Origin of the sequence: Thioalkalivibrio thiocyanodenitrificans ARhD 1, from assembly GCF_000378965.1 — a bacterium.
Lineage (GTDB): Bacteria > Pseudomonadota > Gammaproteobacteria > Ectothiorhodospirales > Ectothiorhodospiraceae > Thioalkalivibrio_A > Thioalkalivibrio_A thiocyanodenitrificans.
Genome location: NZ_KB900536.1, coordinates 2,609,729 through 2,629,985, shown reverse-complemented (window position 1 = coordinate 2,629,985; position 20,257 = coordinate 2,609,729). Strand labels below are relative to the sequence as shown.

At 66.7% G+C, this 20,257-nt stretch carries 19 protein-coding genes; 8 read left to right on the top strand and 11 right to left on the bottom strand.

What is annotated here, in order from left to right:
- Positions 1-18: 18 nt before the first annotated feature.
- Genes THITHI_RS0112520 through THITHI_RS0112510 form a run of 3 tightly spaced genes read right to left on the bottom strand, consistent with a single transcriptional unit; the run spans position 19 to position 1,892 of the window.
- Complete coding sequence (locus THITHI_RS0112520) at positions 19-1,050, bottom strand: PA2778 family cysteine peptidase (protein ID WP_018233447.1); 1,032 nt, start codon at positions 1,048-1,050, stop codon at positions 19-21.
- A complete protein-coding gene (locus tag THITHI_RS0112515; protein WP_018233446.1) occupies positions 1,050-1,442 on the bottom strand; it encodes a DUF6627 family protein in 393 nt (130 codons plus the stop codon). The genes THITHI_RS0112520 and THITHI_RS0112515 overlap by 1 nt, the downstream gene beginning before the upstream one ends.
- Positions 1,443-1,484: 42 nt before the next feature.
- Complete coding sequence (locus THITHI_RS0112510) at positions 1,485-1,892, bottom strand: DUF6627 family protein (RefSeq protein WP_018233445.1); 408 nt, start codon at positions 1,890-1,892, stop codon at positions 1,485-1,487.
- 173 nt (positions 1,893-2,065) lie between these two features.
- On the opposite strand from THITHI_RS0112510, the gene THITHI_RS0112505 reads away from it, so the two are divergent.
- The 4 genes from THITHI_RS0112505 to ggt all read left to right on the top strand — a co-directional run bounded on the left by THITHI_RS0112505 (position 2,066) and on the right by ggt (position 5,970).
- Positions 2,066-3,412 carry an MFS transporter gene (locus THITHI_RS0112505; protein WP_018233444.1) on the top strand — a complete coding sequence of 449 codons (1,347 nt, stop codon included), beginning with the start codon at positions 2,066-2,068 and terminating at the stop codon, positions 3,410-3,412.
- Positions 3,409-3,888: a pantetheine-phosphate adenylyltransferase gene (gene coaD / locus THITHI_RS0112500; protein WP_018233443.1), complete on the top strand. Its 480-nt coding sequence runs from the start codon at positions 3,409-3,411 to the stop codon at positions 3,886-3,888. Before THITHI_RS0112505 ends, coaD begins: the two co-directional genes overlap by 4 nt.
- Positions 3,889-3,955: 67 nt before the next feature.
- Positions 3,956-4,210, top strand: a complete 255-nt coding sequence (locus THITHI_RS0112495) for a YfhL family 4Fe-4S dicluster ferredoxin (protein ID WP_018233442.1) — start codon at positions 3,956-3,958, stop codon at positions 4,208-4,210.
- A 116-nt stretch (positions 4,211-4,326) separates the two neighbouring features.
- Positions 4,327-5,970 (top strand): gamma-glutamyltransferase, encoded by a 1,644-nt coding sequence (gene ggt / locus THITHI_RS0112490; protein WP_018233441.1) that lies wholly within the window; start codon positions 4,327-4,329, stop codon positions 5,968-5,970.
- A 412-nt stretch (positions 5,971-6,382) separates the two neighbouring features.
- Here ggt and THITHI_RS0112485 read toward each other — a convergent pair whose 3' ends face one another.
- The 7 genes from THITHI_RS0112485 to THITHI_RS0112455 form a co-directional block, all read right to left on the bottom strand.
- Entirely contained in the window at positions 6,383-7,378 is a 996-nt protein-coding gene (locus THITHI_RS0112485; RefSeq protein WP_018232516.1) for an IS110 family RNA-guided transposase, read from the bottom strand.
- A gap of 406 nt (positions 7,379-7,784) precedes the next feature.
- On the bottom strand, positions 7,785-8,150 hold the full coding sequence (locus THITHI_RS0112480; protein WP_198005606.1) for a GIY-YIG nuclease family protein: 366 nt from the start codon (positions 8,148-8,150) through the stop codon (positions 7,785-7,787).
- On the bottom strand, positions 8,143-9,714 hold the full coding sequence (locus THITHI_RS0112475; RefSeq protein WP_018233439.1) for a thioredoxin family protein: 1,572 nt from the start codon (positions 9,712-9,714) through the stop codon (positions 8,143-8,145). Before THITHI_RS0112475 ends, THITHI_RS0112480 begins: the two co-directional genes overlap by 8 nt.
- A gap of 79 nt (positions 9,715-9,793) precedes the next feature.
- Positions 9,794-10,282, bottom strand: coding sequence for a hypothetical protein (locus tag THITHI_RS0112470; RefSeq protein ID WP_018233438.1), 489 nt, complete (start codon positions 10,280-10,282; stop codon positions 9,794-9,796).
- 78 nt (positions 10,283-10,360) lie between these two features.
- Positions 10,361-11,134 carry a competence/damage-inducible protein A gene (locus THITHI_RS0112465; RefSeq protein WP_018233437.1) on the bottom strand — a complete coding sequence of 258 codons (774 nt, stop codon included), beginning with the start codon at positions 11,132-11,134 and terminating at the stop codon, positions 10,361-10,363.
- 166 nt (positions 11,135-11,300) lie between these two features.
- Positions 11,301-12,410, bottom strand: coding sequence for a ferrochelatase (gene hemH, locus THITHI_RS0112460; RefSeq protein ID WP_018233436.1), 1,110 nt, complete (start codon positions 12,408-12,410; stop codon positions 11,301-11,303).
- A 292-nt stretch (positions 12,411-12,702) separates the two neighbouring features.
- A complete protein-coding gene (locus tag THITHI_RS0112455) occupies positions 12,703-13,242 on the bottom strand; it encodes an HNH endonuclease (protein WP_051079998.1) in 540 nt (179 codons plus the stop codon).
- A gap of 354 nt (positions 13,243-13,596) precedes the next feature.
- Between THITHI_RS0112455 and THITHI_RS0112450 the strand changes: the two genes are divergently transcribed.
- From THITHI_RS0112450 to THITHI_RS0112440, 3 genes are read left to right on the top strand one after another with little or no spacing between them, the layout of a single operon-like run.
- On the top strand, positions 13,597-14,730 hold the full coding sequence (locus THITHI_RS0112450; protein ID WP_018233434.1) for a Re/Si-specific NAD(P)(+) transhydrogenase subunit alpha: 1,134 nt from the start codon (positions 13,597-13,599) through the stop codon (positions 14,728-14,730).
- Positions 14,730-15,023, top strand: coding sequence for an NAD(P) transhydrogenase subunit alpha (locus THITHI_RS0112445; protein WP_408643400.1), 294 nt, complete (start codon positions 14,730-14,732; stop codon positions 15,021-15,023). The genes THITHI_RS0112450 and THITHI_RS0112445 overlap by 1 nt, the downstream gene beginning before the upstream one ends.
- Positions 15,024-16,412 (top strand): NAD(P)(+) transhydrogenase (Re/Si-specific) subunit beta, encoded by a 1,389-nt coding sequence (locus tag THITHI_RS0112440; protein ID WP_018233432.1) that lies wholly within the window; start codon positions 15,024-15,026, stop codon positions 16,410-16,412.
- 77 nt (positions 16,413-16,489) lie between these two features.
- Here the strand turns inward: THITHI_RS0112440 and THITHI_RS18995 are convergent, their stop codons facing one another.
- Positions 16,490-17,464: a GGDEF domain-containing protein gene (locus tag THITHI_RS18995; protein WP_018233431.1), complete on the bottom strand. Its 975-nt coding sequence runs from the start codon at positions 17,462-17,464 to the stop codon at positions 16,490-16,492.
- Positions 17,465-17,964: 500 nt separating this feature from the next.
- On the opposite strand from THITHI_RS18995, the gene THITHI_RS0112430 reads away from it, so the two are divergent.
- On the top strand, positions 17,965-20,166 hold the full coding sequence (locus THITHI_RS0112430; RefSeq protein WP_018233430.1) for a primosomal protein N': 2,202 nt from the start codon (positions 17,965-17,967) through the stop codon (positions 20,164-20,166).
- Positions 20,167-20,257: the final 91 nt, after the last annotated feature.

The window sequence follows — 20,257 nt, the reverse complement described above, 5'->3', positions numbered from 1 at the left end:
CCGTTTCATGCCGGTGCTTCAGCGTTGCTGTGCCGGGACGTCCACCGGGCACGCAAGCGGTGCGCAATGGTTTTCCACGGGAGCGTCCCGCATGGTCTCCCGGGTCTGCCGGTAACGCGGGTTGTCCGGACCCAGGCTGGCGGCACAGGCCGCCGCCTCGCGGGCCTGATCGCCACAACCCCGGGCCTGGAGCACATGGGCGAGATTGTTCCAGGCGGCATGTGCCCGGGGCTGGCGTTCGACGAGTGCCCGGAACGCCTGTTCGGCGCCTGTCATGTCCTGCACCGCGTAGCGCACGTTGCCCAGCCCGATCCAGCCCACGGGATGCTCCGGCCACCGCCGGGTGGCCGTCTCGTAGGCCGTGGCGGCCGGCGCCATGAGGCCGGTGCTTTCCAGGGCATTGGCGGTCTGCAGCCAGGGCAGGGCATGGGCCGTGGCGGGCGGTGCGTCCGGCGGTACGGTGACGAAGGCCCAGCGCCCGCCCCGCTGCCAGGTCCGCTCGAAGCGGCTGAAACTGTTCACATGACGCTCGATGGTGCCCGAGCGCAGCACGATCTGCCGGGCCGGCAGGTCATAGCCGATGACCACGGCGTAGTGCCAGCGGGGGATGAAGCGCACCCCGAGATTCTGAAACACCAGCACCGGGTTGCCCGCGGCCACCTCGGCCAGCACATCCTCCAGTTCGGGATTCAGCAGGTAGGCCATGAGTCCCCGGGCCCGGGCGGCGGCGAGCATCTCCGTCTGCAGACTGCCCCGGCGCTCGGGGATGTAGACCTCGCTTACCAGGGCGTCGGGTCCCACGCCGATGCCCTGGTCCACCAGCAGGGTGGCGAGGGCCGCGGGCCCGCACTGGTAGTCCTCCTGGGGAAAGAAGGGCACGCGGGCAAGTTCCACCCGTTCCGGCAGCCCGGCAGGCGTGTCCTGCACGAGCTGCCGGGTCTGGGCGGGCGTGGCGCAGCCGGAGAGCCACAGCACGGCCGGCAGGAGCACGAGCAGGAACAGGAAAGGCACGCCCGCCGGGGGGCGGGCGTGCCGCGGAGCCTCGATCATCAGCGGGCGGGACGCACGAAGGAGAAGATGTCGGTCACGCCCATGGCGTCCAGCAGCACCAGCACCAGGAGGATGATCAGGACCACCTCCAGCGTGCCGGCCCCGGCGGGCAGATCGGCCAGGCGCTCGTTGATGGCGGCCACCTCCGCATCGGTCATGCGCGCGACACGTTCCTCGGCCGCCTCGGGGGTGACGCCCATGCGTTCCATCTGCCGGCGCATGTCTTCCCGGGAAAGGGTCTGCATGAGCTGCGCACGTTCCAGGTGCCCCTGTTCGGCCGCCAGGACCTCTCCCGTGCCGACCATGGAGGCATGCAGGGGCGAGGTGACCAGCGCGAACAGGCACAGGGTGGCGGCAACCACCGCCAGGCAACGCAGGGTGGTCCTGATCATGGTTGACACTCCTCCGGGCAATGGTTTCAGCGGTTCGCGTGATCAGTTCACCGGCCGGATGAAGGGGAAGATGTCCGTGGCGCCGATGGCATCGGTGATGACGAACACGATGAAGACCACCAGCAGCACGCCCAGTACGCTGGGCCCGGCTCCCGCGGGCAATTCATCCAGACGCTGGTTGAGCGCGGCCACCTCGCTGTCCGTCATGCGCGAGACACGCTCGGCGGCCTGTGCCGGATTCACGCCCATGGCGGACAGTTGCTGCCTCACGTCGTCCCGGGACAGGGTGGCCATGAGCCGCTCGCGATCCGCCTGCACCTGTTCCGCGGCGATCAGCTGATCGGTTGCCACCATGCCCGCTATGGCCGGGCTCAGGCTCGCGCCCACCAGGGCCAGCACGCAGAGCAGGGCAATGAACCGCTTGGCGAGTTCTCTTGTTGTGGTTTTCATGCGTTACTCCGGGGCGTGTGAATGAGGATACTCTGCAATTGTTAGCAGCCGCGGTGCGCACGTCAACGATCAGCACATGGATTCGTGCCCGGTGCACGCTGTCCCCGCACGGCGCCAGGGCCTGTGAACCGGGCGCCGTGATACGCTTTGCGGGCGTTTGACAGGGGGTGGGCATGCAGCGTGCGTCCAACAAGGAGATCCTGGGCTGGGCGATGTTCGACTTCGCCAACCAGGCCTATACCCTGCTCATCATCACGGTAGTGTTCGGTGACCTGTTCACCCGGGTGATCGTCGGCGATGCCCACCAGGACTACCGGATGGGCAACCTGCTCTGGAGCGTGGCGCTGGCGGTCAGCTACCTGGCGGTGGTGATCGCGGGGCCGGTGTGCGGGGCCATCATGGACTTCTCCGCCGCCCGCAAGCGCTTCCTGTTCGCCAGCTACCTGTTCACGGTGATCACCACCGCCATGCTCTACTTCGTGGCTCCGGGCTACATCTGGCTGGGCATGTGGCTGATCATCATGTCCAACTTCGGCTACGCCATCGGCGAATCCTTCATCGCCAGTTTTCTTCCGGACCTGGGGCCGCCGGAAACCCTCGGCTGGATCTCCGGGTTCGGCTGGGCCCTGGGATACGTGGGCGGGCTGGTGTCCACCGCGTTCGCGCTGATGTTCCTGGGCGAGGTGAGTCTGGAGAACTTTGACAGCGTGCGCTGGGTGGGGCCCTTCGCGGCCGGGTTTTTCCTGATCACGGCGATTCCCACCTTCCTCTGGCTGAGGGAACGTGGAAGGCCCCGCCGGCTGGTGCGCCCCTCGAGCTACGTGGTGCTGGGGATACGGCGCGTGGCGGCCAGCATCAGGACCGTGAGTGCCCACCGGGACCTGGCCTGGCTGCTGGTGTCGGTGTTCTTTGCCATGGCGGGCATCTACATCATCATCTCGTTCACGTTCATCTACGGTGCCCAGGTGGTGCGCTGGGACGAGGGCACGCGGTTGGTCATGTTCGTGGTCGTGCAGCTCACCGCCGCCGCCGGCGCCCTGGGTTTCGGCTTCATCCAGGACCGCATCGGCGCCAAGCTCACCTACGGCATCACCCTCACCCTCTGGCTGCTGGCCATCCTGCTGATCTACGCCACGCCCGCGATCGCCGAGTGGTTCACGATTCGCAACGGCGTCACGGTCGAACCCCAGCAGGTGTTCCTGGTGGTGGGGTCGCTGGCGGGCGTGTGCCTGGGGTCCACCCAGTCGGCGGGACGCGCCCTGGTGGGCCAGTTTGCGCCCCATCTCAAGGCCGCCGAGTTCTTCGGTTTCTGGGGCCTGTCCAGCAAGCTGGCCGCCATCGTGGGCCTGATGGGCATAGGCCTGCTGCAGGCCTGGGTGGGTCTGCAGGCGGCGATCCTGTTCTGTCTGTTACTCTTTGCACTGGCGCTCGCGGCCATCATTCCCATCAACGAGATGCGGGGCCGTGCCGCGGCCCGGCCGCGACGCCCCGTTTCACCGGAATCGGAAGACATGACATGAATACCACCGCCGTCTATCCGGGGACCTTCGATCCCATCACCAACGGCCACACCGATCTGGTGCGCCGGGCCGTGCGCCTGTTCGATCGGGTAGTGGTCGGTGTCGCAGTCAACCCCCGCAAGGCGCCGTTTTTCAGCCTGGAGGAACGTATCGCGCTGGCCCGGGAGACCCTGGACGGCATCGAGCGGGTGGACGTGCTGGGCTTCGACGGCCTGCTGGCGGATTTCGTCGCCTCGGAAGGGGGGCGGGTGATCCTGCGCGGCCTGCGGGCGGTGTCGGATTTCGAGCACGAGTTCCAGCTGGCGGGCATGAACCGCTGGCTGGCGCCGGATCTCGAAACCATGTTCCTGACCCCCGCCGAGGAGTACGCCTACGTCTCCTCAAGTCTGGTGCGGGAAATTGCATCCCTGGGGGGGGACGTCTCACACTTCGTCTCTGCCCCTGTGAAGGCTGCGCTCAATGCGCGCATGGGATAAGATCACCACCATGCGCGGTCTGCGCCCTGCTCTGGCAGTTTATTGATTTGAAAGAGGAAATGCCTCGATGGCCCTGATGATCACCGATGAATGCATCAACTGCGATGTGTGCGAGCCCGAGTGCCCGAACGACGCCATCTCCATGGGTGACGAGATCTACGAGATCAACCCCGATCTGTGCACCGAGTGTGTCGGTCATTACGACGAGCCCCAGTGCAGGGACGTGTGTCCCGTGGATTGCATCCCCAACGACCCGGACCGGGTGGAGACCAGGGAGGAACTCATGGCCAAGTATGAACGCCTGATGGCGGCCAAGGCATGATGACAGCCGGCATTCGACGCGCCGTTCCAAGGGGCCCCACGGGCCCCTTGTCGCGTCTGGCCGGTGCATTCTCGCGGGTCTGTCGCGGCCCTGCCTCCGGACTGCTGCTGAGCGTGATGCTGCTCGGTGCGGCGGTTGCCGGCGAACGGCCGGGCGCGGCCGCCATCGCCTCGGCCCATCCGCTGGCCACGGAAGCGGGACACGAGATCCTCGCCCGGGGGGGCAATGCCTTCGATGCGGCCATTGCCGTGACCGCCGCCCAGGGCGTGGTGGAGCCTTACGGTGGCGGCATCGGCGGTGGGGGCTTCTTCCTGCTGCACCGCGCGGAGGACGGACACCAGACCATGCTGGACGGGCGCGAGACCGCACCGAGCGCCGCCCACAGGGACATGTACCTGGACGACGACGGCGCGGTGATCCCCGGTCTGTCCATGGATGGTCCCCTGTCCGCCGGCATTCCGGGTATGCCGGCGGCCCTGGTGCACCTGGCGGAACACTACGGCCGCCTGCCGCTGGCCGACGCCCTGGCGCCCGCCGTACGTCTGGCCCGGGAGGGATTCCCCGTGGACCCGGTCTACCGGCGCATGGCCGCGTTCCGGCTGGAGGCCCTGAACGCCTACCCGGAGGCGGCGCGGGTGCTGCTGGAGGACGGTGAAGTGCCGGCCGAGGGCACGATCGTGCGTCAGCCGGATCTTGCGGACACGCTGGAGCGTCTTGGCCGCGAGGGCTTCGACGGCTTTTACCGGGGCGAACTGGCCGACCGTCTGGTGGACGGTGTGCGCGAGGCGGGCGGCATCTGGACCCTGGAGGATCTGGCCGCATACCGGGTGGTGGAACGGGAACCCGTGCGCGGCGAGTACCGGGGCTTTCGCATCACCGCCGCCTCGCCGCCCTCGTCCGGCGGCGTGGCCCTGGTCACCATCCTCAATCAGCTCGCCTGGTACGAACTGGCGGATCTGGATGCCGCCACCCGCGTGCACCTCATGGTGGAGGCCATGCGCCGCGCATACCGGGACCGGGCGGAGTACCTGGGGGATCCCGACTTCGTAAAGATGCCGCTGGCGCGGCTCATGGGCGACGACTACGCGGCGGGACTGCGCGCCACCATCCATCCCGAGCGGGCCACCCCCAGCGAACTGTTGCCGGTCACGCTGGAACCCCCGCCCGAAAGCGAGCAGACCAGCCACTTCTCCGTGCTGGACGCGGAGGGCAACCGGGTGGCCGCCACGGTCACCATCAACTACCCGTTCGGCTCGGGCTTCATGGCGCCGGGAACCGGCGTGCTTCTCAACGACGAGATGGATGATTTCTCCGCCAAGCCCGGGGTGCCCAACGTCTACGGTCTGGTGGGTGCGGAGGCCAATGCCATCGCCCCGGGCAAGCGCATGCTCTCCAGCATGACCCCCGCCTTCGTGGAGGATGACCGTCGTGTCGCCATCCTCGGCACGCCGGGTGGCAGCCGCATCATCACCATGGTGCTGCTGGGGGCCCTGGAGTTCATGGACGGGGGTGACGCCGAAGACCTGGTCACCCGGCCGCGCTTCCACCACCAGTACCTGCCCGACGAGATCCAGTTCGAGGAAGACGCCTTTGACGCCGCCACCCTCGAATCCCTGGAGGCACGGGGCCACACCCTCGCACCGCAGGCACGGCGCTTCGGCAACATGCACGCGGTCGTCTGGGATCGGGAGTCCGGGGAGGTGAGCGCCGCCTCCGATCCCCGGGGGATCGGCGAGGCCGTGGTAGTAGGTGGCAGATGATGAGTGACGCCTGACCGTGAACCGTAGGATCGGTCAAGCGCAACGAACCCATGCCGAGCGGAGGGCAGCCGTAGGATGGGTCAAGCGCAGCGGACCCATGCCGAGCCCCGTAGGTTGGGGTGAGCGGAGCGAACCCCAACATGACGAGCCCTGTCAAACCCCCCGTTGGGGTTCGCTCCGCTCACCCCAACCTACGGATTCCTGCTTCTGACGCCACCGGTCCCTTGAAATCCGGAGTCGTCGACTCTAGCCGTAGGATGGGTCAAGCGAAGCGGACCCATGCCGAGCGGGGGGGCAGCCGTAGGATGGGTCAAGCGAAGCGGACCCATGCCGAGCGGGGGGCAGCCGTAGGATGGGTCAAGCGCAGCGGACCCATGCCGAGCGGGGGCAGCCGTAGATACTCCGTTCCCGGTCAAGCCTTGTTGAGGTGTTGATCGCTGAACAGCGCCGCGGCATCGAAGGGGGTTCGAGTTTTGATGCAGGCCCACAATCCGGTGAGGTACTTGCGCATCACGGCGCACAGGGCCTGAATCTTTTTCTTCCCGCGTGCCACCAGCGCCTCATAGAAGGCCTTGGCCCTGGGTTCATGGCGGATGGCCACCATGGCGGGCATGTAGAGCGCGGCCCTCAGATAGGCGTTACCGGCCTTACTCAGGCGTCCCGGGCTGTTGACACTGCTCCCCGACTGCGTGAGCCGTACATCGAGTCCGGCATGGCGGCTGACCTGCGCGGCCTTGAGATCGCTCGGCAGGGTACACAGTTCGGCAAGCACCGCCACGCTGCTGGCTTGGCCCATGCCTCGGGCCGTGCTTATGTGCTCGAAGTGGCTCGAGAGTGTCTCGGACTGAGCGATCAACTCCAGGGCTGCCTGTTTGAGTCGTTCAATGCGCCGATCCAGCTGGGCGATGCCGTCTTGCTCGTCCTCGATGAGCAGCTCAGGCGTGCTCGTCTTGGCGCTGAGCGCGTGCAGGCGGTTCTTGGCCTGGGTGCGGGCATGTATCAAGCGATTGATTTGCCGTCCAATATCGCGCAACCCCAGGCAGTGCTTCGGCGGCGGCGTCCAGCGCCGGGGCGTCATGCGTTCGCCGTACTCGGCAAGCAGCGCGGCATCGATGGCATCGGTCTTGGTGCCCGTGAGATGGATCTCGGCAAAGTGGCGAAAGCTGCGCGGGTTGATCACACACACTGGCAAATCGGCCTCATGCAGAGCGACCGCCAGGTCCAGGTAATAGACCCCGGTGGCCTCCATGACGATGCACTCAGGCTTGAGCCCCTTGAGGTGGCTGATGGCACGGGCATGGCCCTGGGGGCTCTGTTCGAAGCGCTGCGCCTTGGCGTTACGCCCATCGCGGCGGCTGACCAGGTCGAAGGATTGGGCCGAGATATCGATACCTACCACAGTCATCATCTGTCCTTTCCCATTCGGGGGCTGGTTGAGTCACAATAGACACCGGTTCCCCGACCTCGCACTTCTTGCAGCTTCGACCTTGTGATGCAAAGTCCAGCCTGGCTGGCTTTTGGATACTCCTCGAAGTCGGCAATGAGGCGGGGAGCCGCTCTACGAACGAGGTCAGACCAACGCTGCCTCCAGGATGGGACGGCCTCCCCGGTGCCCGGCCCAAAACCCTATCAGACCAGACGCGGACAACATACAAGGATGGGCAAAGCGCAGCGTGCCCATGCGGGCCCTCCCGCACGTCCCGACTCCTGCCTCCTTGACTGACCACACAGCATGGGTCCGCTTCGCTTGACCCATCCTACGACTGACCACACAGCATGGGTCCGCTTCGCTTGACCCATCCTACGGTCACCCGTCACCGCGGCAACCGCTTCAGATGCGCACCACAGCCTGCCCGGCAGTCGCTGGCGCCGAAACCGGGCGCCGGGATGGTGCCCGGGGTGCGCTGATTGACCGCGCACTCCGGCTCGAAGTACAGATGCACGTCCACCACGGTGGCATGGGCATCCGCCAGCAGGTGGTCGATATGCCAGTGCAGCCGCTTGTCTTTGGACAGGTGCCGCGTCAGTCGGGCCTTCATGCCGCGGCGCGCGCTGCCCGTATACACGTAGAACCCCGGCGCGAACGCGCACTCACCCAGCCGCCCCACCCGCACGGTCACAGGCTCATCCACATGGATCAGCAACTGATACGTAACACCCCGCCTCTTCTTGCTACTCACCACTGCCTGCCACCGCCCAGCGGCGGTAAGCCAGCACCCCGAGCGCCATGTCGTCCGGATCGCCACCGCTGATCAGCTCCAACCGGCCGAGCGCGTCCTGCATCCATTGCGCCCGGCGCCCGTCGGGCAGCACGTCCTCCGGCACCCGGGCAGGCCGCGCCGGCCCCGTGAGCAGCCAGGCCAGCGCACCGTGGGTGCGTGACTCCGTCCAGGGCTCCAGGTCCGCATCGAGACGTTCGGCGAAGCCGTCCAGTCCCTCGACACGGTGCGCGGCGATGCGCGCCAGCAGTTGCGCACCGCGCGATGCCGCCTGTTCGTCGCCGGTGGCCTCGTAGTAGGTCCACCAGGCGGCGGCCGGCCACACCTGCGCCGGCAGGTAGCCCTCCAGTTGCGGCGGCCCGTCATCGGGCCGGAAGTGATAGTAGCCGCCGTCCGCATGGCCCAGGTACCGGTCCAGCCCCGCCAGCGCCTCGGCGGCCCATTCCAGATACCCGGGCTCGTTCAGGGCCCGGGCCGCATGCACGAGGGCCACGATGGCCTGGCCGCTCACGTCGGCGAACTGCACCTTCTCCACCGGGGGCGGGGTCCGGCCTTCCCGTTGCGCGGGAGGCAGGCTGTAGTACCCGGGGTCCGAATACTGGCTGTTGCGGAAGACCCCCCGGGCGGGATCCCAAAGCGTGGTCTCCAGATAGGCAAGCGCACCGCGCACGGCATCGGCGTCGGCCTCCCGCCCCAGCACCGCGTAGGCATCGGCGAACAGCCACGTCAGCAGGGCATTGAGCCCGAGCACCTTGGAGGTCTCCACCGCAGTGTCGGGATTGGGGTTGTCGGGATCGAAGAAGAAGAAGAATCCGCCGTCGACCGGGTCGTACAGGTCCTCGCGCAGCACGTCCAGCATGGCGGGGATGCGCGCGGACCAGTCCGGCTCTTGGAGCAGGAGCCGATAGGTCATGGGCTGCGGGCGCTTGCTCAGGGTGCCGATCACTGACGCGCCGCTCAGGCGCCGGGTTCCGGGATCGTAGGTCTCGTCGAGAAACGCGAGGAAGGCCGCCGGGTCTGCATCCAGCAGGTCCTCGAGACCTTCGGGCACGGCCCCCGCGGTGGTGACCAGGGTGGCGGCCTCGCGCAGCAGGCCCTGGAGATCCGCGGCAGCCACGTGTCCCGTGAAACGCCCCAGGGGCTCGCCCCCGGCATCCATCAGCACGGTAAACGGCAGCCCCCGGCCGCCCAGCCGGGAAAACAGGTCCCGGCGCTTGTCCAGATTCACCAGCACCGGCACGAAGTCCCGCTCGATGGCGGCCACCGTGTCCGGATGCTCCAAGGTCTCGTCCTGGTACTGCCGGCACCAGGTGCACCACTGCCCGTGAAAGTACACGAACAACCCCCGTCCCTCCCGGGCTGCCGTTTCACGGGCCTGCGCGCCCCAGTCCTGCCAGTCGATGGCCGAACCCCGGGGATAATCGTCCAGCACGTGCCCGGGGGGTGCCGGTTCCGGCGGATCCTCGTGCCGCGTCACCCAGGGCCAGAGGGCCAGCACCAGGGCCAGGACCACGGCAAGGATCACTATGACAGTGTGTCGTCGCATCCTTTGAGTTTAGGCACGCCCGGCCGGGAACGGTTCGCGGCGTTTCCCTGACCCGACATCACTCCAGGTAGGCGTCCATCACCTGCCAGGTGATGTTGCCGTAGGCCACGTCGTACTGCAGCAGCGCCTGGCCGCGGATGTGGCCGTCCTCGAACACCGCAAGCACCCAGCGTCCATTGAGCACGTGCACGCCCTCGGGCACGAAATACATCCGGCCGCCCAGCACCGGCTCGTGGGGGATCAGCTCCGGCTGCGCCACCAGGTCGTCACGCAGCGCCTGCGCGGGGTTGGCCAAGCCGAGACGCTGGAGCCGGCGCACCTCGGCATTGGTGAGCCCCGGGTCCGCGGGCACCTGCACCTCCCGGTCGGTGTAGCGGGCCAGGAGAACCTGCAGGCGCAGGTTCTCCTCGTTGGCGACCGCCAGATCCTGTTCCAGCCCCGCGCCACGCAGCATGTAGATGAACATCACGACCACCAGGAACACCATGAACCCGGCCCACACCAGGCGCTCGGCGGTACGTGACTGCCGGGTGGAATCATCGGACATGACGCAAGGACCTCCGTTCCCGATCCGGGAAGGCGCCGCACCATGGCCGCGCCTCCCTGATCCGTGAGCCCGCACGCCTCATGAGGGCGGGCAGGTCGTGCCGTCGCCGGACACCTCGCGATGCGCCCATCGCACCTGGCGCATGGACAACTCCCGCTCCAGCCACTGGAGCGCGTCGACGACCCGGGCCTCCACGCCCCGAACCCCCAGTTCGATCTCCTGACGGTTGCGGGAGCTGGGCAGGCTGGAGAGGCGAACGTCCGGGAACAATTCCAGCAGGGCTTCCATCAGCGGGATGATGTCGCTCTCCGCGGTCCCGTGCAGGACCAGCAGCCGCTCAATGTGCGCCACCGACGACGACAGGTGCGCGTAGTGGGTGTCCAGCACCCACTCCACCATGGGCCATGCCATGTTGGGGAAACCGGGCACGAAATGGTGCCCGCGCAGGCTGAAACCGGGTACCTGGTTCACGGGGTTGGGGATCAGGGCGCTGCCCAGGGGAAGCTCCGCCATGCGGATGCGGTTGGGATAGGCGGATTCGCCGAAGCGCTGCTCGATCAGCGCCACCGCCTCCGGATGGTAGACGAGTTCCACCCCGGCAGCCCGGGCGAGGCAGGGCCGGGTAAGGTCGTCCGGGGTGGCGCCGATGCCGCCGAAACTGAACACCGCGTCACCGGCCGACAGCGTCTCCCGAAAGGTGCGCACCAGCAGTTCCTCGTCGTCACCCACCACCCGGACCCAGGAGAGCTGCATCCCGCGGCGCGCCAGGGCGCCGATCAGAAAGGTCTGGTGCTTGTCCTGACGCTTGCCCGAGAGCAGTTCGTCCCCGATGATCAGTGCGCCGATGTGCATCTCGAAATGTCAGTTACAGTGTTTATTGAGCCACAGAGGTCACAGAGGTCACAGAGGGTTCAAGGGCAAAGGCAATGGGGTTCCGGGTTCAGCACACCTTGGCCGATGAAGCGGTTTTCTGAATCGGTGTTCCTGCTCTGTGACCTCTGTGACCTCTGTGGCTGATTCAGTCCCTGGCCCCCATGGCCAGGGCCCGGGCGCGGCTCGCCTGGGCCGCCTGTTCCCGCTCGCCGGGAGCGTAACCGGGATCGGCCTCGGGCCAGCCCTGCACGTTGCGCATGACCAGATCCGCCAGGGCATCCAGGTGATCGGGGTTGTCGTTGAGCGCGGGGATGTAATGGAACTCCCCGCCACCGGCCTCTTCGAAGGTTTCCCGGTTGTCCTCGGCAATCTCCTCCAGAGTTTCCAGGCAGTCGGCGGAGAACCCGGGGCAGATCACGTCCAGCCGGCCCAGTCCTTCCCGGCCAAGTTGTGCCACCGTCTCGATGGTGTAGGGCTTGAGCCACTCAGCCTTGCCGAAACGCGACTGGAAGGTGACGATCCACTCGCCTTCCCCGAGCCCCAGCCGCTCGGCAAGCATCCGCCCCGTGGCCTGGCACTGGCAATGATACGGATCACCCGATAGCAGGTAGCGCTTCGGTACGCCGTGAAAGGACATGAGCAGCTTGTCGCCACGCCCGTGCGCGTCCCAGTAGCTCCGTACGCTGCGGGCCAGCGCGTCCAGGTAGCCGGCATCCTGATGATAATCCCCCACGAAGCGCAGATGGGGAACCCAGCGCCAGCGCCGCAGCACGCGGGAGACGGCATCCAGCGTGGAACCCCCGGTGCTGGCCGAATACTGGGGATAGAGCGGCAGCACGAGCATGCGCCGGGCACCCGCGTCACGCAGGCGCTTCAGGCCGCTTTCAATGGAAGGCTGGCCGTAGCGCATGGCCAGCTCCACATGCACCGGGCCGGTCATTCGCCCGGCGAGACGCCCCGCCAGCCCCTGCGCCTGGCGGCGGCCGATGACCAGCAGGGGGGAACCGTCCGGGGTCCAGATCTTCCGGTACAGCGGTGCGCTGCGCTTCGGGCGCCGGGTCAGCACGAGACCGTTCAGGATGAGCCACCACAGGGGCCGCGGGATCTCCACCACTCGGGGATCCCAGAGAAATTCCTTCAGATAGCGCCGCAGTGCGCCGACGGTCGGCGCGTCCGGAGTGCCCAGGTTGGTGATCAGCACCCCAAGGCATTCGGGACTGCCGTGGCGGTAATCGGATTCGCCGTCGTAGCGCATGGGGATGATCCGGCGTGGTGGGATACAGTCGCAGGATACAGAATTGAAGTGGGAAATGAGAAATGCGAAGTGAGAATTGGGAAGTGAGGTATGAAGTGCGAAGTGTGAATTGGGAAGTGGGAATGAAACCACCCTCACCCCGGCCCTCTCCCTGAGGGAGAGGGAGAGGGCGAGGGGGGAGGAGGGGGAGAACGGCATAACCACCGTTGATACTCCCTCCCCCGCCTCGCGGGGGAGGGTTGGGGTGGGGGACTTCCCACCTCCAGATTCACACTTCCCACTTCTGAAGGCTCTACTGCAGTGCGCGGGTGCGAAGCGGGCTGGAGCGGGGGAAGTGGGACTGCAGGAACTCCATCTGGTCCGCGAGGATGCGGCGGCCCTGCAGGTAGATGTACTCGGCATGGGTGGGCACGAAGGGCACGGCCAGCAGCTGCATGCCGGCCTGCTCCGGGGTGCGTCCGGCCTTGTGGTTGTTGCAGCGTTTGCAGGCGGTGACCACGTTGCGCCAGTGATCGGCGCCGTCCTGGCTCAGGGGGGTGACGTGGTCCCGCGAGAGTTCATGGGCCGGGTGGTGCTGGCCGCAGTACATGCACAGGTGGGCGTCGCGCTTGAACAGCGCGTGGTTGTTGAGCGGCGGCACATAGCCCGCGTGGATGGCCCGGTTGCTGCCGAAGGTGGCGATGATGGAATTGACCTCCACCACGCTCCGCAGGCCGGACAACGCGTTGATGCCGCCCCTGACGCGATAGAGCAGCACACCGCAGGTGTAGGCCACCTGCCCGGCATGGTAGAGCCGCACAGCCTGCTGGTAGTCGATCCACTCCAGCGGCATGCCGGCCGCATCGGTACGAAGCACTTGCTGGTTCAATTCGAACACCGGGTCACCCTCGGCGAGCCTGTCGGTTCCGCCATGACTTTATCCGGAAGCCGCATGCAAAGCAATTATCAAGCCGACTCGCACCTTCGGCACCGGATCGGGCCCTGAAAAGCAACTTTCCCCCGCACGCACAAAGGGAATTGACTTCAAAGTGGGGCAGGAATCCGATACCATTAGCGCCCTTTTTGAAGCGGACCTCCGCAAGATCCGCCGCCAGGAAAATCACGTTCCGAAATCCTGTTCCCGCCAAACGTCCGGCGAAGGGTCGAGTGATGACCCCGGGCCCTACGCCGGCTGACGGAGTAAGCAATGCCCATGAAACTGGCCGTGCCAAAAGAAACAGCCCCCGGCGAACGCCGGGTCGCACTGGATCCCAGCGTGGTCGCCAAGCTGACCAAGCTGGGCCTCGAAGTCCTGATACAGAAAGACGCCGGGGCTTCGGCGCATTTCCCCGACGACGCCTACGGTGACGCCCGCATGGTGGACGACGCCGGCGCCCTGTGCGGCGAGGCCGACATCGTGGTCCGGGTTGCCCCGCCGGGCGTCGAGGATGTCGAGCGCATGAAGGACGGCGCCACTCTGGTGGGCTTCTTCCACGCCCACAAGAATCCCGACCTGGTCAAGGCCATGCAGGCGAAGAAGATCACCAGCTTCGCCATGGAACTGATCCCCCGCATCTCGCGCGCCCAGAGCATGGACGCCCTGTCTTCCCAGGCGGCCATCGGCGGCTACAAGGCCGCCATCATGGGCGCGGACCTCTCCTGCCGATTCTTTCCCATGCTCACCACCGCCGCAGGCACCATCCGGCCCTCCAAGGTGATCGTGATCGGGGCCGGCGTGGCTGGCCTGCAGGCCATCGCCACCGCCCGGCGTCTGGGCGCCATGGTGGAGGCCTACGACGTGCGCTCCGCCACGAAGGAACAGGTGGAGTCCCTGGGCGCCAAGTTCCTGGACCTGGGCGTCAAGGCCGAAGGCGAAGGCGGTTACGCCCGCGAGCTGACCGACGAGGAGAAGAAACAGCAGCAGGAGGCCCTGGCCGCGTACATCAGCAAGGCCGACGTGCTCATCACCACCGCCGCCATTCCCGGTCGGCCGTCTCCGAAGCTCATCCCGGAATCCATGGTCGAGGGTATGAAGCCGGGCGCGGTGATCGTGGACCTTGCCGCCGAGGGCGGCGGCAACTGCGAACTCACGAAGCCCGGCGAGACCATCGAGCACAAGGGCGTGGTCATCCACGGCCCCCTGAATATCCCCTCCCAGGTGGCTCTGCACGCGAGCGAGATGTACGCCAAGAACCTGCTCAACTTCCTCTCGCCCCACATCAATGAAGGCGAGTTCAAGCCCGACTGGGAAGACGAGATCATCGCCAAGAGCTGCCTGACGCACGAAGGCGAGATCAAACACGAAGCGACCCGCAGCCTGGTGGAAGGAGGTCAGTCATGATCGGCATCGAGGGTTTCGTCGCACTGTATATCTTCATGCTGGCCGCCTTCACCGGATACGAGGTGATCTCGAAGGTGCCGGTGATCCTGCACACCCCGCTGATGTCCGGCTCCAACTTCGTCCACGGCATCGTGCTGGTGGGTACCATGGTGGCGCTCGGACATGCGACCACGCCGCTGGAGCAGGCCATCGGCTTCGTGGCCGTGATCCTCGGTGCGGGCAACGCGGTGGGCGGTTACGTGGTCACCGAACGCATGCTCGAGATGTTCAAGAGCAGCAAGGGAGGCAAGTAAATGAGCTTCATCATCAACATTGCCTACTTTGCAGCGGCCGTACTGTTCATCATCGGCCTCAAGCAGATGGCCTCGCCGGTCAATGCGCGGCGCGGTATTGTCTGGGCCGGCGTCGGCATGATCATCGCCACGGTGGTGACCTTCGTGCACCCGGAGGTGCGCGGGCTGGTCAACTACCTGCTGATCATCCTCGGCATCGGCATCGGCGGCGCGCTGGCCTGGTGGAGCGGCAAGCGTGTGCCCATGACAGACATGCCGCAGATGATCGCGCTCTACAACGGCATGGGCGGCGGCGCCGCCGCCGGCATCGGCCTGATCGCGCTGCTCCAGGCCCATGTCTACGAGATGTCGTTCACCATCCAGTTCATCGCGGTGCTGGGTGTGCTGATCGGCTCGGTGGCCTTCTCCGGCTCGCTGATCGCCTACGCGAAACTGCAGGGCATCATGAAGAAGACCCTGCACTTCGGCGGCCAGCAGTGGGTCAACCTGGCGGTGTTCGCGGTCACCGTCATCAGCGGCCTGATCCTCGCCTTCAGCGGAACGGAGGTGAGCGGAAGCGTACTGCTGGTGTTCTTCGTGCTGGCGCTCGCCTTCGGAATCCTCATGACCCTGCCCATCGGCGGGGCGGACATGCCGGTGGTGATCTCGCTCTACAACGCCCTGACCGGTCTGGCCGTAGGCTTCAAGGGCCTGGTGCTGGACAACCCGGCGCTGATGATCGCCGGCATCGTGGTGGGCGCCGCCGGCACGCTGCTCACCCAGCTCATGGCCAAGGCCATGAACCGGCCCATCAGCAACGTGCTGTTCAGCCAGTTCGGCACCAGCGGCGGCGGTGAGGCCGAGGAGATCACCGGCACCATGAAGTCCATCGAGGCGACCGATGCGGGCGTCATGATGGCGTTTGCCGACAAGGTGATCATCGTGCCCGGCTACGGCATGGCCGTGGCGCAGGCCCAGCACAAGATCTGGGAACTGACCCAGCTCCTCCAGGAACGCGGCGTGGCGGTGAAGTTCGCCATCCACCCGGTGGCGGGCCGCATGCCCGGGCACATGAACGTGCTGCTGGCCGAGGCGGGCGTACCCTACGACATCATCTATGACCTGGACGAGATCAACAACGAGTTCAAGACCGCCGACGTGGCGGTGGTGATCGGCGCGAACGACGTGGTGAACCCGGTGGCCCGCACCAACCCGGACAGCCCCATCTACGGCATGCCGATCCTCAACGCCGACCAGGCGAAGAATGTCATCGTCATCAAGCGCGGCCAGGGCGCCGGATTCTCCGGCGTGGAGAACCACCTGTTCTTCGCCGACAACACCCGTATGCTCTACGGCGACGGTCAGAAGGTGGCGGGTGAGCTGATCACGGCCATCAAGGAGATCGGCTAGGGGCTGGCGCGTCAGGGGTGAGGGGTGAGGCGATAGGTGTGACCACTGCCTACGCCTTACTCCTCACCCCTCACCCCTCACAACGAAGTACGATTCCGACCCGCATCCTTGGCCCGGTAGAGCGCCCTGTCGGCCCGGCGGATCAGCCGGACCGCATCGTCCCCCGCCTGCCAGGCGGCCACACCGATAGAGACCGTCACCCGTGGCAGGGGTGTCCCTCCCACGACCGGGTAACCGCTCCCGGCCAGTGCCCGATGCAGCCGGTCGGCCACGCCCAGGGCCTCGGAGGCTTCCGTGCCCGGAAGGATGACCACCACCTCCTCTCCGCCGAAGCGCACGGCAAGGTCACTCTCTCTCAGTACGTTCTGAATGGTCGCGGCCACGGTCTGCAACACCAGATCACCGGCCAGATGGCCGTGCGTGTCGTTGTAGGGTTTGAAATGGTCAATGTCGATCATCATCAGGCACAACGGCCTGGCGCGAAGCTCACTGCGCGCGATCTCGAAGGTCAGGCGCTCGTCCATCCATCTGCGGTTGAACAGGCCCGTGAGCGGATCCGTATGGGCATGCTGCCGATACTCCTCCTGCAGGGCCCGCGCGGTACGCATGGCGCTGCCCACACCGGCGAGCTGCCGCGCCAGGTACTGCAGGAGATTGCATGTGAATACGGGTTCCCGGTGGGCGATGCGCCAAAGGGTGGTGCGGGGAATCGTCAGCACGCGCGCGGCGTCCCGGGCAATGACCCGGGAGTACACCGGCGCATTGGCGATCAGGGAGACCTCACCCGCCAGATCACCCGGCCCCAGTACCCGCGCGGCCTCCTCATCGTCCGACACGCGCAGCACGAGGTGCCCCGTGACGACCACGAACAGGCGGTCGTTGCCGTCACCCGGCGCCAGCAGCGTCTCCCCCGCGGCAAGGTTCCGGATGCCCGCCGTGGCAAGCAGGGCGGAAAGTCCGTCGGCCCCGACACCATGAAACAGGGGCTGACCCTGGATCACGTCAAGGGTCGGATCTTCCAGCCCATGATTCACCCGGCTGCCGGCACTCATTCCGTCCCGCCTCCCAGCCATCCGCCGTACGCGCGTCAGCCGCAAAGGCGCCGGCGTTGCGCTGCCATGGACCCGTCTCCATGGCCTGAACTTGTACAGGACCCGCATGACCCGGCTCAACGGACCCGGCGCAAAAATGCCTATAGAATCACAACTTCGGGGCCGCGCGGGGGCGCAGGACGCATCCGGGATGCCCGCATCCGGCCCGGCTCGTTATACACAGTTGTTCACAAGTCACGGTCATGGGCGGACGATCACTGCCCGGCCGTGACAGAATCGGGCGATGGGATCTCAAGGTATTGTTTTTTAATACTATTGCAGACTGATCATTTTTTGTTCAAGTTAATGATCGGCCAACGATCAAGCGCCTCGGCACCCGTTTATGACACGCTTTCCACATAGTTATCCACAGGTTTTGTGGAAAAGCGGATTTAGGTCACAAGTTTTAAGCGGTTAGCTTCATTAGTGGGAAATTACATGAAGAACGTCACGTAACCACGATGCCCACGACTCCCCCGATCTGCCAGGTCGCGGTTCCGGGTCCGTTCGCGGAAGCCCTGGACTATCTCATGCCCGATGGCATGCCGGTTCCGGCCCCCGGTCAGCGGGTGCGCGTCGGCCTGGGGCGCCGGGAGGTGGTGGGTGTGGTGACCGCCACCCCGGCGTCCAGCAACCTGCCCCGGGCACGGCTGCGCCCCGTTACGCAGGTGCTGGACGAGGCCCCTGTCCTGGACCCGAACCTGCTCAGACTGCTGACCTGGAGCGCGGAGTACTACCGCCACCCCCTCGGAGAAGTCCTTCACCAGGCACTGCCCGTGCTCCTGCGTCAGGGGCGGCCTGCCCGCGCCGGCACACGGCGGTACTACCGGATCACCGCACAAGGCCGCCGCCAGGCGCGGGACGAGCCGGCCCGGGCACCGCGACAGGCCGCTCTGCTGCAGCTTCTCCGGGACGCTCCCGAGGGACTGTCCGCGACTGAACTGGAATCCATTCCCCCGGGGCGATGGCAGGGCCCGCTGCGGGCCCTGCAGGAGAAGGGCTGGGTCCGATCCCGGGAGACGAGCCGGGTCCCGCCGCGCACAGCCGTGCCGAAACCGGGGCCCCCGCTTCATCCGCCACAGACAGCCGCGGTGGAAGCGGTCAGCCGCGCTCTGGACGGCTTCTCGTGTCATCTGCTGCAGGGCGTGACCGGCAGCGGCAAGACCGAGGTCTACCTGCATCTGATCCAGGCGGTCCTGGATGCCGGTCGGCAGGTGCTGGTGCTCGTGCCGGAGATCGCCCTCACCCCTCAACTGGTGCGCCGTTTTCGCGGCCGGCTCGCCGCGCCGGTGACGGTCATGCATTCCGGGCTTGGCGACCGGGAGCGTCTGGATGCATGGCTGTCCGCGCAAGGCGGCCGGGCGGGCGTGATCATCGGCACCCGCTCGGCCGTGTTCGTACCCTGGGTCAGGCCGGGGCTCATCATCGTGGACGAGGAACACGACACCTCCTTCAAGCAACATGAAGGCTTTCGCTACCATGCCCGGGACGTGGCGGTGATGCGTGCGCGCATGGAGGACATCCCGATTCTGCTGGGTTCCGCCACACCGTCCCTGGAAAGCCTCGCCAACGTGGCGCGCGGACAGTACACGCACCTGCGGCTCACCGAGCGCGCCGGCGGGGCCGGCACGCCACGGGCCGAACTGCTGGACCTGCGCCGTCAGACGCTGGATGAAGGCATCTCCACCGGCCTGCTGAAACGCATGGAGACGCACCTGGAGGCGGGCGGCCAGTGCCTGCTCTTTCTCAACCGCCGGGGCTATGCGCCCACGCTCATCTGCCACGCCTGCGGCTGGGTGGCCGACTGCCCCCGCTGTGACGCGCGCATGACCTGGCATCACGGCGACGGCCGGATTCGCTGCCATCACTGCGGCCACGAACGCCCCCGCCCGCCCCGATGCCCGGCCTGCGGCGGGACGTTGGGCGGACTCGGGGAGGGCACCGAGCGGATCGCACAGGCATTGGAGAGGCACTTTCCGGGCGTGTCCACGGGCCGGCTGGACAGGGACAGCACTCGGCGCAAGGGTGCGCTTGAATCCGTCCTGGAGGACGTGCGCAGCGGCAGGTTCCGCATCCTGGTGGGCACCCAGATGGTCGCCAAGGGCCACCACTTTCCCGACGTGTCTCTGGTGGGCATCCTGGACGCGGATCAGGGGCTGTTCAGTGCGGATTTCCGCGCAGCCGAGCGCATGGCCCAACTGATCATCCAGGTGGCCGGACGCGCCGGGCGCGCCGGCCGGCCGGGCGAGGTGGTGATCCAGACCCACCACCCCGAGCACCCGCTGCTGCGAACCCTGGTGGAGGGCGGCTACGAGGCCTTCGCCGAGGCCGCGCTGGCCGAGCGCAAGGCTGCCGGCCTGCCCCCTTTCGCCAGCATTGCCCTGCTGCGGGCCGAGGCCACCGCCGCCCGGGCACCCCACGATTTTCTGGAGGCCGCCCGCGGGGCGCTGGAGGCCCTGCAGCCCGATTCCGTACAGGCCTGGGGGCCCGCGCCCGCGCTCATGGAACGCCGCGCCGGACGCTACCGGGCCCAGCTGATGATCCAGAGCGAGTCACGCCCGGCACTGCATCGTGCCCTGCGGCAATGGGTGCCCAACCTGGGAAAACTCCCGGGCGCCCGCAAGGTACGCTGGTCGCTGGACGTGGACGCTCTTGAAGTGTGAGTTCGGAAGTGGGAATTGGGAATTGGGAATTGGGAAGTACGAAGTGGGGGCTGGGAAGTGGGAATCGGGAAGTGGGAACCGGGGAGGCACG